Genomic DNA, 15,972 nt, shown 5'->3' on the forward strand with positions numbered 1-15,972 from the left:
CTAATTAAATGAAATTTTACCAAGCCGTTTTAATAGTATTCTTAGTTGTTTTTTTTGGTTCTTGTGAACCTGAAGAAATTACTGAAACACCTCCGAATATAGTTTTGTTTTTGGTAGATGATATGGGTTGGCAAGATACTTCGGTGCCATTTTATAAAGAACGAACAAGTTTTAATGATATTTATGAAACACCGAATATGGAGCGCTTAGCTCTTGAGGGAATGAAATTTACACAAGCCTATGCAACGCCAGTATGTTCACCTAGCAGGGTGAGTTTAATGACTGGAATGAATGCTGCTAGACATAGAGTTACGAATTGGACGCTGATTAAAGATTCCATAAAGCCAATGGAATCCAATCATAAAACTCTAAGTTTTCCGAGATGGAATGTTAATGGTTTAAGTCCTGTAACTGGAATTTCAAATGCAGTGCATGCGAGTCCGTTACCTCAAATACTTCATGATGTTGGGTATTATACCATACATGCGGGTAAAGCACATTTAGGAGCAATTGGAACGCCAGGGGCAGACCCTACTAATTTAGGTTTTGATGTTAATATTGCTGGTCATGCAGCGGGTGCACCTGAAAGTTATTTAGGAACTGAAAATTTTGGAAATGGCAAAGAAGGAAAAGAAATATGGGCCGTACCCGGACTAGAAAAATACTACGGTGAGGATATTTATCTTACAGAAGCAATTACCAGGGAAGCTTTAGTGGCGATGGATTCTGCGGTAGTAACGCAACGACCTTTCTTTATGTATATGTCTCATTATGCTGTTCATACGCCCCTTATGGAGGATGCGAGATTTTACCAAAAATATCTTGAAAAAGGTTTAGATACCGTAGAGGCAAAGTACGCCAGTATGGTAGAGGGAATGGATAAGAGTCTTGGCGATATCATGGATTATTTAGAAGAAAAGGATATTGTAGATAATACAATCATTCTATTTATGTCGGATAATGGAGGACTAAGTGCTCATACTCGAGCAGGGGAATTACATACTCATAATTCACCTTTAAATAGTGGTAAAGGCTCAGTTTACGAAGGCGGAATTAGAGAGCCTATGATAGTCAAGTGGCCCGAAATTACAGCTCCTAATTCCATGAGTGATGCGCGAGTGATTATTGAAGATTTTTACCCTACAATTTTAGAAATGGCTCAAATTGATAGTGCAGAAACTGTACAAAAAATTGATGGTAAAAGTTTTGTGTCTGTTTTAGAAGGAGAATTAAAAGATAACGGTAGATCGTTGTTTTGGCATTTTCCAAATGAATGGGGACCATCTGGACCAGGAATAGGGGCAAGTAGTGCTATTAGAAATGGAATGATGAAACTTGTTTACTATCATGCAGATTCTAAAATAGAACTATTTGATTTAAACGAAGATATTGGAGAGTCAAAAAATTTGATTAGAGAACAACCAGAGAAGACAAAAGAGTTGGCTAAAATTTTGTCCGATTATCTAAGAGAGGTTGAAGCACAGATGCCATTAAAAAAAGATACAGGCTTGGTTGTTCCATATCCTGATGAAGTACTAGACTCAATAAAAATTGACACTATTTTAGTTGTTGATGAAATTCAAGAGAACTAATGCGAAGTCTTTTTATCTATTTAAATTTATTTTTCTGTCTATCAATATTTGCACAATCGGCAGGTCAAAAAGATTGGTTAATAAGTAACAAGGATTATGTTGCTAATATTATTGTAGAAGGTGATAATTTAATTCTTTCCAATGGACTAACATTACGGCAAATTACGATACAGCCTAATGCTGCTACCACAGAGTATAAAAATTTAATTACTGGTGAAACCTTTTTACGCAGTATAAAACCTGAAGCTGAGGTTACTATAAATAAAGAAGTATATCCGGTTGGTGGTTTAGTTGGTCTTAAGGAGCATGGTTATTTATTAAACAAATGGATTCCAAATTTAAAAGTGGATTCAAATGCATTTCGCTTCGATTCGTATGAGATTAGCGATATTAAGCAATTAGTGAAATGGAATTCAAAGAAAAGGTGGAATACTGCTGATTCTGAAATAGCCAAGGGCAAAGAACTTCGTTTAAAGTTTGTGCACCCTTCAGAAGAACAAAAAGACGTTATAGTATACGTACACTATGAAATCTATGATGGCATGCCACTAATTTCTAAAAGAATTACTTTAGAAAATAGAGGTGAGAAATCTATCATATTAAATAGTTTTAAAAGTGAAATTCTTGCCTTTCCTGAATCTCAAAACCCCACTGAAGCCCCAAGTAGATGGTTACGACCAAATATTCATGTAGAAAGCGATTTTGCTTTTGGTGGATTTACGGCAGATCAAGCAAATCAAACAACTTTTTGGGAGCCAGATCCAGAATATACATCACAAGTAAACTGGAAAATGGAAACCGAATGTCTTTTGGAGTCTAAATTACTTCTTGGGCCAAATATGACTATTGCAAGTGGTGGGCGTTTTGAAAGTTTCCGCACATATGAATTACTGCAAAACGGATTTGATCGCGAGCGAAATGCTTTAGGAATTCGAAAAATGTATCGAACATTAGCGCCTTGGTCCTCTGAGAACCCCATTTTTATGCATCTTACTTCTACCGAGCCTAAAGTAGTGAAAAGAGCGATTGATCAATGCGTAGCTACCGGTTATGAAATGGTTATTTTAAGTTTTGGTAGCGGTTTGAACATGGAAGATACCACGGCGACAAATATTAAAAAGTTTAAAAAACTTGCAGATTATGCACATAGAAAAGGTATAGAATTGGGTGGATATTCACTTTTTTCAAGTAGAACAATAAGCGAAGAAGTAGATGTAATTAATAATGAAACAGGAGAACCAGGTGGCACTAAATTTAATAATGCCCCTTGTTTAGCAAGCCAATGGGGTTATGATTACCTTAAGAAACTAAAAGTATTTTTTGTAAAAACAGGTTTTGATTTGTTAGAACACGACGGTCCGTATCCTGGAGATTTTTGTGCTTCAACAAGTCATAAATACCATAAAGGTTATGAAGATTCGCAATGGGTCCAATGGACGATGACAAAAGATTTTTATCATTGGCTAAAAGAAAAAGATGTTTATTTAAATGCCCCTGATTTTTATTTTCTTCAAGGATCTAATAAATGCGGAATAGGATATCGAGAGGTAAATTGGTCGTTACCCAGAGAACAACAGATTATTTTAGGAAGACAAAACATTTATGATGGTACTTGGGAGAAAACACCTTCAATGGCATGGACATTCGTGCCGCTTACCGAATACCACGGAGGTGGGGCAGAGGCAACTTTAGAGCCGCTTTCAGAACATTTAGATTCCTATGAAGCACATATGATTCAAAATTATGGCTCTGGAGTACAAGCTTGTTATCGAGGACCAAGACTTTATGATACCCAAGAAACTAAAGCGCTAGTAATTCAGCAGATAGAACATTATAAAAAGTACAGAGCAATACTTAATGCAGATATCATTCATTTGCGTAGACCTAATGGGCGAAGTTGGGACGGGTTTATGCATGTTGATTCTAACGGTAAAGATAAAGGGTTAATTATGCTTTTTAATCCAACTGATAAGGTTATTAAGGAGCAGATTAAAGTGCCCGTATATTATACGGGTACAGAAAATGAAGTCTTAATGTCTAAAGAGGGAGGGTTGCTGATGCCTCGTCAGTTTAATCGAGATTTTGAAATTGATATTAATGTTAATATTCCAGCAAAATCACATACTTGGTATTTGATTCGCTAAAAAGTGTATTATGAAGATGAAGTTGAATTTATTTGTTTCTTTAATTTTAGGGTTGTTTTTGATTTCTTGTAATCAAGTTGAACCCCCGAAGCCAATTGGGCCAATACCTTCAGAAAGACAATTGGCTTGGCATGATATGAAATATTATGCATTTGTTCATTTTAATATGAACACATTTACCGATATGGAATGGGGAACTGGTAGTGAATCGCCAAAACAGTTTAACCCTACAGAATTGGATACAAGACAATGGGCTAAAGTAGCTAAGGATGCTGGCATGACCGGAATTATTATTACCGCCAAACACCATGACGGTTTTTGTCTTTGGCCTACAAAAACAACCGAACATTCTGTGAAGAATTCTCCTTGGAAAGATGGGAAAGGTGATTTGATAAAAGATTTGTCTGAAGCATGTAAAGAATATGGACTCAAATTTGGTATATACTTATCGCCTTGGGATCGTAATGCAGCTAATTATGGGTCGCCTGAATATGTGGATGATTTTCATGAACAATTAAGAGAATTGCTTACCAATTATGGTGATGTATTTGAGGTGTGGTTCGATGGAGCAAATGGTGGTTCTGGTTATTATGGAGGAGCAAATGAAACACGAAAAATTGATAATAAAACATATTATCAATGGGATAAAACACATCAGATTGTAAGAGAGCTTCAGCCCAAAGCTGTTATTTTTAGTGATGGTGGCCCAGATATTCGCTGGGTAGGAACAGAAGAAGGATGGGCAAATGAAACGAATTGGAGTATAATGCGCAGGGACGAAATCTATCCCGGATGGCCTAGATACGTCGAACTACGGTCTGGTCATGAAGATGGAACACATTGGCTTCCTGCAGAAGTAAATACATCCATACGGCCAGGATGGTATTATCATGCCCGAGAAGACCATCAGGTGAAATCTTTAGAACGCCTAGTCAGAACTTATTACGAGTCTATCGGTCGCAACGGAAATTTTTTATTAAATCTTCCGGTTGATAAACGCGGACTAGTACATGAAAAAGACCTTGAACAATTGAATGCCCTAAGAGCACAAATAGATAAAGATTTTGAATATGAACTAGCTAGTGGAAAAGATATCGTAGCTTCAAATTATCGAGGCAATAAATCAACTTTTAAACCAGAAAATACCATTGATGGAAATCCAGAGACTTATTGGGCAACTGATGATGGAGTTTCTAGTGCTGAATTAATTGTGGAGTTTGGAGCACCAACAGAAATTAATCGATTACTGCTGCAAGAGTATATTCCCTTAGGGCAGCGTGTTCAAAATTTTATAGTTGAGGCTGAGGTAGATGGTGAATGGGTTGAAATAGATGGGCAGACCACAATTGGGAATCGTCGTATTTTGCAATTTAAAACTGTAAAGGCTACTAAACTAAAAGTTGATTTTAAAAAAGCTAAAGCCCCTATTGTAATCTCTAATCTTGAAATATATCGAGCGCCAAACTTCTTAGTTGCTCCGAAGATTTCAAGAAACTTAAATGGCATGGTTAGCATTACTGTACCTGATAATGAAGTTATACTTTATTATACATTGGACGGAAGTATTCCATCAGTAAATTCAATTAAATACAAAGCCCCCTTCTTAATTAATTCGCCGACAACTTTAAAAGTAATTGCTGTAGATCCAGTCAATGAGGCAAATACGGAGCCTGTTACGAAATATTTTGATATCGCAAAAGAAAATTGGAGCATTGTAAATACAACCTCGGGTGACCCGACTAAAACAAATTTAATAATTGATGAAGACCCGAATACATTTTGGGTTACCGATTCAGATTTAAAACGTCCACAAGAAGTGGTAATTGATTTAGGGGATTCTTATTTTGTTAAAGGCTTTACATATTGGCCCAATCAAGATAGATACCCAGTGGGTATAATAACGAATTATGAATTTTTAACCAGTATAAATGGTAGAAATTGGAACAAAGTTGCATCAGGCGAGTTTTCCAATATTGTAAATAGTCGATTGCAACAAACTATAGATTTTAATAGAACTGAAGCGAGGTTTATTAAATTAAGAGGTATTAAGGTTAATTCTGGTGCTAGCCATGAAGGTGAGTTGAAAGATGTAGATTTTAGAGCCTCATTCGCAGAGATAGATATAATAACAGAAAAATAGAATATTATAAATTAATATTATGGAAAGACATTGTTTGGCTTTAGATTTAAAAGATGACCCAGCCTTAATAGAAAAGTATGAGGAATACCACAACGCGGTATGGCCTGAAATTTTAGCAAGTATAAAAGAATCTGGTATTCTAGAGATGCAGATATATAGAGTCGGTAATCGAATGTTTATGATTATAGACGTAGACGACGATTTTACTTTTGATAAAAAAGCAGCGGTAGATGCCAATTATCCTGAAAATGAAAAATGGGAAGAATTAATGTGGAATTATCAACAAGCTTTGCCTTTTGCAAAACCTGGTGAAAAATGGTTGCCAATGAAAAAGGTATTTCAGACAGAGTGGTAAAAAAAAGTGCCGGCAAGGTTTCTTGTCGACACTTTTGAAAAAGCTTGGTTTATTTTCTATTAGAAACCATATGTATTTCCTAGTACTTTAATTATAAAAAATATGGTAATTGATATAACTAAGCAACTGATGGCTGCTAGTGTATCGGTTTTATTAATTTCTTTCTTAATCTTAATCAGCATTGTTTTCATACTACATTATTTTGTACAAAATTCAGCTGTTTTATCCATTTTGAGGAATAAATGCGATAAACGTTGTGTAGTATGGGTAAATGACTTTAATTAAGCATTACGTCGATTTTTTCGTTATAAAGTCGAAATATTTAGAAAAGTTATCTAAAATAAAACCTCTCAATTCATAAAACTGTATTTCCCCCGACCTACAGTTATACTCATTTAAGAGGTTTTTATATAAATTATTTTAAAATAAGCTTTTTAAGAATAGTACTAGAGTTTTGTCTATAACGTACACTTAAACTTAACAAATGAGATAATTCTTTTTCTGTTAAACCAAATTCCTTTTTAATACGTTTTAATTCTTTTGCATTTATACTATCCAATACTGATCTTAAGGTAGAATTATAAATTGTTAGCATGGTTTGGTAAATTATGTAATAAAAATACTAAGCTATTTTTTTAAAATCAATACCCAATGTTGGGTATTTTTCTTATACACTTAATGATGGAGTTTCTCTGCATGAAATAAGATAGTTATTTGATAGTGGTTTGAGAAAATTATTTTTTAGATTTATAAAAAGAAAAAGCTCTCAAGTTTTGTTATTAACAAAACTTGAGAGCTTTTTGCAGTCTGATTTAAGAAATCTAAGCTGCTGGTCTTCCTTTTAACCTTTTTTCAATTTTTTTCTTTTTCTCAGTGAGCCTTTTCATGACATCCATAAGTTCAGGATCTTTCGTTTCCTTATAAATTTCGTTGATTTCAAGAATCAGTCTTTTGGCCAATCTTGATGCTACAACTCTATCACTGGTTGACATATTGCTCATTTTCATATTTTCGAGCTCAAGTGCTTCTTTAAGTAATTCCATTTTTATTTAAAATTAATGCTATTGCGTTTACTGGCGGAATATAACAAATAGAAATTAATTATTGGTATATAGTGAAAATTTATGTTAACATTAACCACTTTAAGCATGTTTTATGACCATTTGAGTAAAAAAAACGTTATTTTTTTTACTTTTTGAACTAGTCAAATAGATTTTTGAGAGCATTTTCTTACTTTCTAAAAATTCATTTTCAACAAATAAAGGACTCTTTTTCATCAAAGAAGCAGCAAATATTATCAATAATCTCGTTTCAGTATAGCAAAATTTCTTAAAACTCAAATATTTGTTCATACCTGTGAGTCATAATTAGGACTGTTTAAACTGAAAATTTACCAAAGTATATAATTGTTGTATTTTAGTTTTTGAAATACATTTAATTTTAAGGGATTCTTCTCTCAGCACGTAGTACACCTTTTTTATGAGTAATAAGAAAAATCGAAGTATTGTAGCTATAATGTTTACCGACATTGTTGGTTATACCGCTTTGATGCAAAAAGATGAGATGGCAGCAACTCATATGCGAAAGCGGCATCGTCTTGAGTTTCAAAAAAGTCACAAGGAGCATTATGGTGAAATAGTACAGTATTACGGAGACGGAACATTAAGTATATTCAAGAGTGCAGTAAAAGCGGTAGAATGTGCCATTGCTATTCAACAAAGTTTACAACAAGAGAATCCTGTACCAATACGTATTGGTCTTCATGTGGGGGATATAGTTTTTGATGGAACCGAAGTTTATGGTGACGGTGTAAATCTAGCTTCTCGAATTGAAGGGTTAGGTGTTGCTGGATCTATTCTCTTATCAGGGAAATTGAACGATGAACTTAAAAATAAACCTCAGATTTATACAAAATCACTAGGCCATTTTGAGTTAAAGAATATCATAAAACCAATAGAGATTTTTGCTGTGAAGCATACGGGTATAAAAGTGCCTGATCGATTAGCGCTCAAAGAAGTTTCGAAAAAAGAAAATAAGACAATTGCCGTATTACCTTTTGTAAATATGAGTTCTGATGTTGAGAATGAATATTTTTCTGATGGAATGACTGAGGAAATTATCAATGCCCTTGCTAAAATAAAAGGTCTTAAAGTAACATCTAGAACATCCTCTTTTTATTTTAAAAATAAAAACATCCCAATTGAAAAAATCGGTCAAGCTTTAAATGTATCAACAATTCTAGAAGGTAGTGTTCGTCTTTCTGGTAAGAAAATGAGAATAACTGCTCAATTAATTGATGTGGTTGATGATTTTCATTTTTGGTCAGAAACTTTTGACCATGATTTAGAAGATATTTTTGCAGTACAAGATGAGGTTAGCCTTCTTATTGCAGATAAATTACGTGAGCATATTGGTCATTTTAATATGAATGATAAGTTAATAAATGCGCCCGATGTTTCTGTCAGTGTTTATAAAAAGTATCTATTGGGTCGATATCATTTAATGAAATTAAGCTTACCAGAAACTGAAAAAGCGATTGCTATATTTAATGAAGTAATTAAAGAAGAACCTGATTTTCCTCTGCCATACCTAGATGTTAACCAAGGGTATGCATATTTGGGTACGATGGGAATGTTACCTGCTCCTATCGCTTTTGAAAAGGCTAAACTTTATTTAGATAAGGCCCTTGCATTGGATAAGAACTTGTCAAAATCACAACTCAACCTTGCCTGGATAAGTTGCTGGCAAAACTGGGATTTTGTCGGAGCGTATCGGCATCTCAATAACGCTTTAGAAATTCAACCGACTGATGATATATACTTAACTTTTTCAAATACCCTCACCGTTGAAGGAAAATTAAAAGCTGCCTTAAATTATATAGAAAAAGCGCTTGAATTGGATCCGTTCTCGGCAATGAACAATCACTATAAAGGCTTTCTGTTTTACTTAATGGAAGACTACGATAAAGCCATTTCTATGTTTGAAAAAGCACTTGTACTTAATCCTGACCTTGTTTTTCCTCCGTTTTATATTGGTAGCATACTCGTTATAAAGGGTCATGGAAAACAAGCACTATCTTTTTTCGAGAACCTTCCTGTTTTGGGCGAAGGTAATTTGACAAAATTAGCTGGGGCTACCATGGCGTATATAACTCTTGGTGACACAAGCAAAGTAGAAGAGGGTCTGTCTAAATTAAAAGAGGAGCTAGAAACCGATAATATGGGAAATGCTATTTTCTTTCTAATTCTTTGCTATACAATGAATGGTAATCATGAAGACGCAATTAATTTGATTGAAAAAGGAATCGAATATAGATTGCCGAGAGTTTTATTGTTCAACACAGAGCCTATCTTAAAACCACTTCGTACAAATGCTCGCTTTCAGGAGTTGATGCAGCAAATTTTTGAAAAGGAGAATACTGTTGACGTGGTTGAAAGAAAATATCAAAAGCCTTTATTCGAGAAAGAAATATTGCAACAGTATCGACGGCAATTAGAATATTTGATATCTGAAGAAGAACCATATCTTGACCCTAACCTGACACTTCGCGACTTGGCTGAAATGCTAGAAATTCCTCCGAACCATTTATCGCAATTACTTAATGAAGGATTTGATAAGAATTTTTCTGAATTTGTTAATTCATATCGTTTAAAAACCTTTAAATCAAAAGTTGCAGACGCTTCACAGCAGCATCTAACTATTCTAGCATTAGCCTATGATAGTGGTTTTAATTCCAAAACAGTTTTTAATACATATTTTAAAAAAGCAATGGGCATAACTCCAAGAACCTATTGGAAGTCTGTAGTCGAGAATTAACAGCCGTTTTTTGATAATAAAGCGGGATTTTTAAAATATTAAATAAGTCCCTTATTTTTAAGTGATTTTTTCAGTTGATTCTGATTTTCCCAAAATCGATTTTCAATTTTTTGTATAGTCTCGTCAAATTCAGGATGGTTTTTTAAAGATTTCATAAGCGGATCTATTTTATAGAATAACAGAATCCAATACTTGTAATTATTTTGTGTTGCAAATACCTTAAGCTGCTCTATTGCTAAATCATGTTTACCTTCTTGGATGAACTTTGCAGCCATACTTGCACTTTTATAGATGGATTGATCTGTTTCGCAAAATTCGGTGTATGATTTGAAAAAATCACTTGCTTGTTCATTCAACCCCTTCTTTTCATAGACTATTCCGATTTTTATATCTTCATCCGGACGAATATTTAATCCATATTTTTCTTTTGCTTCGATAAATTTCTCAAAGTAAAAAAAGGCCCTATCATAATCTTCTTGGTAATAATGAAAATTAGCTACCTCCACCAATATGTCTAAGCGCGTAGTATCCTTTTGCCATTCGCGTTCAAATAATTTTGTGGTGTTTTTGATATCGTTTTCTTTTGCAAATAAAATAAGTAATTTCAAATGGGGCGCAAAGTAATTATCTGGATTGTAGTTAGTAGCTTTATTGATGTATTTTATAGCTTCATCAACAAAACCATTTTCGATGAAGGCATTGCTCAGCCCTAAATAGGTATAGCTCTGAGTGATGGAATCACTAGCAATATTTAACTGAACTCCTTTCAATGCATATTCTAAGTATTTACCAGTATTGGGAATCAAACGAAAATAGAAATCCGCAAGCATTTGCACTGCCAATGAAGAATTAGGATTGTAATCCAGGGCCTTTTCTAGATGTGGTAAGGCTAGTTTATACTCCTCTGTTTGTACGTAGTAAAAAGCCTTGGCGATTAGACTTGCATCGGATTTTGAATCGTAGAGCAATGCCTTATCAGCGTAGTTATTGATTTTTTCGGTGTACTGTTTCTGGCTTTGAGACATTTCGAGAAGATAGTAGGATATAGCGATATTGGCATAGGCTAATGCAAACTCAGGATCCAATTCAATGGCTTGTTCAAATAAACCTATGGCTTGTTGAAGTCCTTCATTAGATCTAGATAGAAATGGCTCAAGAGCTTGGAGATAATAATCATAAGCTACTAAGTTATCAGTAGGTTTTTTTTCTATTTGTTCCAATTCAGAAGGAGTCACAATAGCTTCTATCGCAACTGCAATTTTCTTGGCTACTTCATTTTGAAGTGCAAAAACATCGCCTACTTCACGACTATATTGCTCAATCCAGATAGGTTGGTCGCTAGATGCTTCAATTAATTTAATGTTAAGTAATACCTGATCTCCAACGCGCTGTCCACTGCCCTCTACCAGATAATTAACATTTAGTTCGTTGGCTATCTCGGGAATTCCCTTTTTTGCATTCCTATACTTTTCTACGGAAGTTCTACTAATCACCCTCAGGTCTTCGATTTTCTGAAGATTGCCCAGTGCTGATTCCATAATTCCATTTACGAAATATAGGTTGGTAGAATCGTTGCTTTCATTCTTAAAGGGTAAGAATGCAATAGATTTTTCAAGTTTTACTTCAGAAATTACGTTTGTTTTATTGAAAACCAAAAACGATGTGGCTATAATTAGTAATGAAGCAAAGGTGATAATTTGCCATTGGTAACGCTTCCAGAAAGGTGTTATTACGGTTTCTGTTTCTAAAGATTTTTTTCCTACCTCGCCTGGGGGATGACCATAGTGTTCACGAAAGCATTTAATAAAATAAGAAGTACTTCCAAAACCCACTTGATAGGCGATTTCGGAAACGGTCAGTGACTTCTGTTTTAACAACTCCATTCCTTTTTGCAAACGGACTTGTCTAATAAATTGACTTGCTGAAAGACTCGTCTCTTTTTTTATTTTTCTTAATAAGCTAGAACGACTCATGTTCATAGCCTCCGCCAGTTCAGAAACTCCAAATTGTTCGTTAGAGAGATTCTCCACAATTAGGGATTCTGCCTTGTCAATAAAGTTTTCTCCAATAAAAGATTGGTCAGACATGGTGTTTCTTGCTACTCAAAATTAGATAAAAATTATGGTAAACCCATACCGCTAAACAATTCCAAGATTGGGACAAAAGGGTCTGCTTGCGCCATAATTGATACTCTTGCGCCATAGTTTTTATGCCTTCCTGAAACTTTATACAATTTGACGTATAGCTCATAGGCCCCGCAACAATGGTCATCGCATCTTTGTAGAAACAAAAAGTAATAACAATTTTAAACTTAAAAAAAATGAAAACATTTAAAATTAATTCAAAGAGAACATTAGTAAATATGTCACTTATAATCCTATTAATTACATCCGCATGCGGTCAGATTGATTATAAGTCAAAAGGAGAGATAACTAATAGCACCGATTCGAAGTCAGGAGTTGCGGCACCAAAAATGGACATTCATACTGCAATATTGTCCGACAACATCGAAGCGGTCAAACTTCACATTAAAGCAGGGACCAATCTTAACAAAAAAGAAGCAATGAGCAGTTCAACTCCTTTAATGACCGCGGCTACTTTCGGTAAAACCACTATTGTTAAAGCACTAATTGATGCTAAAGCAGATTTGAATCTCATAAATAATGATGGGGCTACTGCCTTGCACAACGCCGCATTCTTTTGTCAGGTTGAAATCGTACAGCTGCTTATTGATGCTAAAGCGAAAAAGACGATAAAAAATAATTTTGGGGCTACACCACGGGAAAGTGTTATGGGCTCATTTACAGATATTAAGCCCATCTATGAAATGCTTCAGCAGCAGTTAAGTCCACTGGGTTTACAAATTGATTTAAATGAGATAGAAAAAACACGCCCTGTAATCGCCATGATGCTACAGTAAGAACCTATCTATAATAATATCGAATTCGAATTTAACTTTATAAAGACGGACTCCAATTAAATTAAAAATAAATTCATTATGACAACGGAAAGAAGATATGATATCGATTGGCTACGAGTAATTGCTATTGGTTTGTTACTTATCTATCATATAGCCATTATTTTTCAGCCTTGGGCAATGTTCATTGGCTTTATAAAAAGTGACGAATCGGTTGAAGCAATATGGACTCCGATGACCATGTTAAATGTATGGCGAATTCCACTTTTATTCTTTGTATCGGGAATTGGATTTTATTTCGCAATGCGCAAACGGAACTGGAAACAATTGCTTTTAGAGCGAACAAAGCGAATTTTATTACCATTCGTTTTTGGAATAGTAGCCATAACTCCATTGCATATGTTTATTTTTCAGAAGTACTATAATATGCCATTAGGTTATTATCCGCACCAAGGACATTTATGGTTTTTGGGTAATATTTTTGTATACGTACTCTTACTTTTACCGTTTTGTAACTACCTAAAAAAGCATGAGGACGGCAAAATAAAAAGAATGTTATCTGTTCTAATGAGTCACCCAGGTGGTCCGTTGTTGATATCACTGTTTTTTATAATTGAGGTTTTATTGGTAAAGCCTCAGCTGTTTGCGATGTATGCCCAGACATGGCATGGTTTTTTTAATGGTTTTTTTGCCTTCTTTTTCGGTTTCCTTTTGGTTTACAGTGGTAAATCGTTTTGGCGAACTGTTTTGAAATGGAGATGGTTATATATTGGTCTTGCTATCTTTCTATATGGTATAAGATTCATGCTATTTGAAACTGAAGCGCCTGGGTATCTTATGGCAATTGAATCTAATTGCTGGATTTTTGGAGTTTTCGGATTTGGTTTTAAATACTTAAATAAACCAAGTAAAATCCTAAGTTACTTGAGTCAAGCAGCGTATCCCGTTTACATTATTCACATGTTCGTATTATATACTATTGCCATGTTCGTTTTACCGTTAGATATGTCAATCGAGTTAAAATTTGTAGGTATTGTAGTTTTTACCGGATTAACATGCTATCTCATTTATGAATTCATTATTAGAAGGATTGGTTTCTTAAAACCTTTGTTTGGATTGAAATGGAAATTCCGCAAAATGCAAAAAACCAATATTAATTTATACAATCAAAATTAAAAGATTATTCAAATTAGTACTGATTTCCAAATCGGAACGAAATGCTTTTAAACAACTACTAATTTTGATATAAATTGAAAACACAATTCAAAGATCAATGAGTCAGAATAAAAGTGAAAAAAAAGAATATCGCTGGAAGGTGGCTCTTAGTATTTTCAGTCTTTATATATTATGTGGATTGGCTAACGTACCCTTTATCAGGGAGATGCAGCGGTTAGCATTGGGTCCTGGTAAGATTCAACCTGAAGCCTTATCTGTTTATGCATATACCTTTGCTATTAATGTAATCATTGGTGCTTTAATTATTTTTATAGGTCTATGGGTCTCGGAAAAATCAAATTTGGGCGCACCAGTTATTGCTCGTTTATATGCTAAAAAAAGAGATAGTGAATTGATAAATTGGAAGTCGGTTCTATCGAGCGTTGCATTGGCTATAAGTGTAGCCCTTGTTTTATTGTGGCTATTTGAATTACAAAAACTTTTATATCCTGTAGAATCTTTGCAAGAACGTCCTTCAAAACTCTATTATATTCTTGTTTCTTTTGTAATGGGTACTAATGAAGAGATATTGTATCGCCTTGGGTTGATGTCATTATTTGTTACTGCATTACAATCTTTGAAAAAAGTAGATAAGCCAACAAATAAAATGGTTTGGTCTAGTATTTTTATTACCGCATTAATTTTCGGGGTGATGCACTTTCCGATAACTAGTAATTTCTTTGAACTTTCCCCCTTTACAATTACTATAACCATGTTAGGAAATTTCATTACAGGAACAACTTTCGGTTGGATTTTTTGGAAACGAGGATTGTTAGTCGCTATAGTGTCACATATAGCTTTTGATTTAACCTTTCATGTTATAGGTTCCCCTTTCGGGTAGATAATAACGAAGACTATTTTTTTATAAAATTATAATAAATCGATGATATCACTTTTTAAAACAGAGCAAGGTAAGAAGGAAATTTTAAGTTTATATGACCAAAAACTGGAAGAACTTAATATACATTATGAATACCTAAATGTTGATACTAGTTTTGGAGTAACCAATATTATTACAACTGGCTTATCTTCAAATCCGCCAATCATCCTAATCCATGGTTCAAATGGTTGCGCACCAATTGCTCTTGAGACATATGCTGATTTAAGTTCAAAATTCAGAGTTTATGCAGTTGATGTTTTAGCGCAACCGAACAAAAGTGCTGAAACAAGATTAAGCATGAAAGATGATTCATATGGTAAATGGATGAATGAGATTTTAAACACACTTAAGATTGAAGATGTTACATTGGCAGGTTTTTCTTTTGGTGGATTAATCATTCTTAAAACGCTTGAATTTGATGAAAGTAAAATTAAAGAAGTTTATTTATCTGCCCCTGCGTACATTGTAAATGGAAATCCAATAAAAGCCTTATTCAAGTTTTTTATTCCAATGAAGCGCTTTATAAAAACGAAAAAAACAAAATATGTCTTAAAGTTTTTAGCCGAAGTCTTTACAGAACCTGATGATTTTGCCATTAAGTATTTATCAAAAGTATTTTTGTATTTTAATATGGATTTCTCCCCCGTGCCGGTAATTAGCAATGCTAAGGCAAATTCTATTAAAACGCCCATAACCATATTTGCTGCTGAGGATGACATTATTTTTCCCGGTAATAAAATGATAAAACGCGCTAAGAGAATTTTTCCTTCGCTTAAAAACACCTTATTATTAAATAGTTCAAAACATGTTCAAAACCAGAAAGACAATCTTATAATTTCAAATCAGATACTGAACGATGTAAAAATTAAAGTTTAGCAAATCTATTGGGCTATGTAGGCGAAAAAACTCTGCA

General features: G+C 34.1%; 12 protein-coding genes. 9 read left to right on the plus strand and 3 right to left on the minus strand.

All coding sequences use genetic code 11. The features are described from left to right. The first annotated feature begins 8 nt into the window (after nt 1-8). From UH7x_RS12435 to UH7x_RS12450, 4 genes are read left to right on the plus strand one after another with little or no spacing between them, the layout of a single operon-like run. Nucleotides 9-1,592, plus strand: a complete 1,584-nt coding sequence (locus UH7x_RS12435) for a sulfatase (RefSeq protein WP_482360247.1) — start codon at nt 9-11, stop codon at nt 1,590-1,592. Continuing rightward, on the plus strand, nt 1,592-3,736 hold the full coding sequence (locus tag UH7x_RS12440; RefSeq protein ID WP_482360248.1) for an alpha-galactosidase: 2,145 nt from the start codon (nt 1,592-1,594) through the stop codon (nt 3,734-3,736). The genes UH7x_RS12435 and UH7x_RS12440 overlap by 1 nt, the downstream gene beginning before the upstream one ends. A gap of 16 nt (nt 3,737-3,752) precedes the next feature. Continuing rightward, nucleotides 3,753-5,876, plus strand: a complete 2,124-nt coding sequence (locus UH7x_RS12445) for an alpha-L-fucosidase (RefSeq protein WP_482360249.1) — start codon at nt 3,753-3,755, stop codon at nt 5,874-5,876. A gap of 19 nt (nt 5,877-5,895) precedes the next feature. Continuing rightward, on the plus strand, nt 5,896-6,231 hold the full coding sequence (locus UH7x_RS12450; protein WP_482360250.1) for an L-rhamnose mutarotase: 336 nt from the start codon (nt 5,896-5,898) through the stop codon (nt 6,229-6,231). Nucleotides 6,232-6,646: 415 nt separating this feature from the next. Here the strand turns inward: UH7x_RS12450 and UH7x_RS12455 are convergent, their stop codons facing one another. Together UH7x_RS12455 and UH7x_RS12460 are read right to left on the minus strand one after the other, a co-directional pair. Next, entirely contained in the window at nt 6,647-6,826 is a 180-nt protein-coding gene (locus tag UH7x_RS12455; RefSeq protein ID WP_482360251.1) for a hypothetical protein, read from the minus strand. A 226-nt stretch (nt 6,827-7,052) separates the two neighbouring features. Continuing rightward, nucleotides 7,053-7,274: a hypothetical protein gene (locus UH7x_RS12460; RefSeq protein WP_153757364.1), complete on the minus strand. Its 222-nt coding sequence runs from the start codon at nt 7,272-7,274 to the stop codon at nt 7,053-7,055. Between the two features lie 436 nt (nt 7,275-7,710). On the opposite strand from UH7x_RS12460, the gene UH7x_RS12465 reads away from it, so the two are divergent. Beyond that, nucleotides 7,711-10,047: an adenylate/guanylate cyclase domain-containing protein gene (locus UH7x_RS12465; RefSeq protein ID WP_482360252.1), complete on the plus strand. Its 2,337-nt coding sequence runs from the start codon at nt 7,711-7,713 to the stop codon at nt 10,045-10,047. A gap of 38 nt (nt 10,048-10,085) precedes the next feature. Here the strand turns inward: UH7x_RS12465 and UH7x_RS12470 are convergent, their stop codons facing one another. Continuing rightward, nucleotides 10,086-12,134, minus strand: a complete 2,049-nt coding sequence (locus tag UH7x_RS12470) for a helix-turn-helix domain-containing protein (RefSeq protein WP_482360253.1) — start codon at nt 12,132-12,134, stop codon at nt 10,086-10,088. A 233-nt stretch (nt 12,135-12,367) separates the two neighbouring features. On the opposite strand from UH7x_RS12470, the gene UH7x_RS12475 reads away from it, so the two are divergent. From UH7x_RS12475 to UH7x_RS12490, 4 genes are all read left to right on the plus strand, one after another. After that, nucleotides 12,368-12,967 carry an ankyrin repeat domain-containing protein gene (locus UH7x_RS12475; RefSeq protein WP_482360254.1) on the plus strand — a complete coding sequence of 200 codons (600 nt, stop codon included), beginning with the start codon at nt 12,368-12,370 and terminating at the stop codon, nt 12,965-12,967. Nucleotides 12,968-13,045: 78 nt separating this feature from the next. Continuing rightward, complete coding sequence (locus UH7x_RS12480; protein WP_482360255.1) at nt 13,046-14,140, plus strand: acyltransferase family protein; 1,095 nt, start codon at nt 13,046-13,048, stop codon at nt 14,138-14,140. Between the two features lie 97 nt (nt 14,141-14,237). After that, nucleotides 14,238-15,020: a CPBP family intramembrane glutamic endopeptidase gene (locus UH7x_RS12485; RefSeq protein ID WP_482360256.1), complete on the plus strand. Its 783-nt coding sequence runs from the start codon at nt 14,238-14,240 to the stop codon at nt 15,018-15,020. Nucleotides 15,021-15,062: 42 nt separating this feature from the next. Then, nucleotides 15,063-15,935, plus strand: coding sequence for an alpha/beta fold hydrolase (locus UH7x_RS12490; RefSeq protein ID WP_482360257.1), 873 nt, complete (start codon nt 15,063-15,065; stop codon nt 15,933-15,935). Nucleotides 15,936-15,972 lie beyond the last annotated feature (37 nt).

It is taken from the genome of Aurantibacter sp. UH7 (assembly GCF_056839165.1).

Coding starts and splice junctions, on each gene's coding strand:
- UH7x_RS12435 (WP_482360247.1), top strand. CDS start 9: ATGAAATTTTACCAAGCCGTTTTAATAGTATTCTTAGTTGTTTTTTTT.
- UH7x_RS12440 (WP_482360248.1), top strand. CDS start 1,592: ATGCGAAGTCTTTTTATCTATTTAAATTTATTTTTCTGTCTATCAATA.
- UH7x_RS12445 (WP_482360249.1), top strand. CDS start 3,753: ATGAAGTTGAATTTATTTGTTTCTTTAATTTTAGGGTTGTTTTTGATT.
- UH7x_RS12450 (WP_482360250.1), top strand. CDS start 5,896: ATGGAAAGACATTGTTTGGCTTTAGATTTAAAAGATGACCCAGCCTTA.
- UH7x_RS12455 (WP_482360251.1), bottom strand. CDS start 6,826: ATGCTAACAATTTATAATTCTACCTTAAGATCAGTATTGGATAGTATA.
- UH7x_RS12460 (WP_153757364.1), bottom strand. CDS start 7,274: ATGGAATTACTTAAAGAAGCACTTGAGCTCGAAAATATGAAAATGAGC.
- UH7x_RS12465 (WP_482360252.1), top strand. CDS start 7,711: ATGAGTAATAAGAAAAATCGAAGTATTGTAGCTATAATGTTTACCGAC.
- UH7x_RS12470 (WP_482360253.1), bottom strand. CDS start 12,134: ATGTCTGACCAATCTTTTATTGGAGAAAACTTTATTGACAAGGCAGAA.
- UH7x_RS12475 (WP_482360254.1), top strand. CDS start 12,368: ATGAAAACATTTAAAATTAATTCAAAGAGAACATTAGTAAATATGTCA.
- UH7x_RS12480 (WP_482360255.1), top strand. CDS start 13,046: ATGACAACGGAAAGAAGATATGATATCGATTGGCTACGAGTAATTGCT.
- UH7x_RS12485 (WP_482360256.1), top strand. CDS start 14,238: ATGAGTCAGAATAAAAGTGAAAAAAAAGAATATCGCTGGAAGGTGGCT.
- UH7x_RS12490 (WP_482360257.1), top strand. CDS start 15,063: ATGATATCACTTTTTAAAACAGAGCAAGGTAAGAAGGAAATTTTAAGT.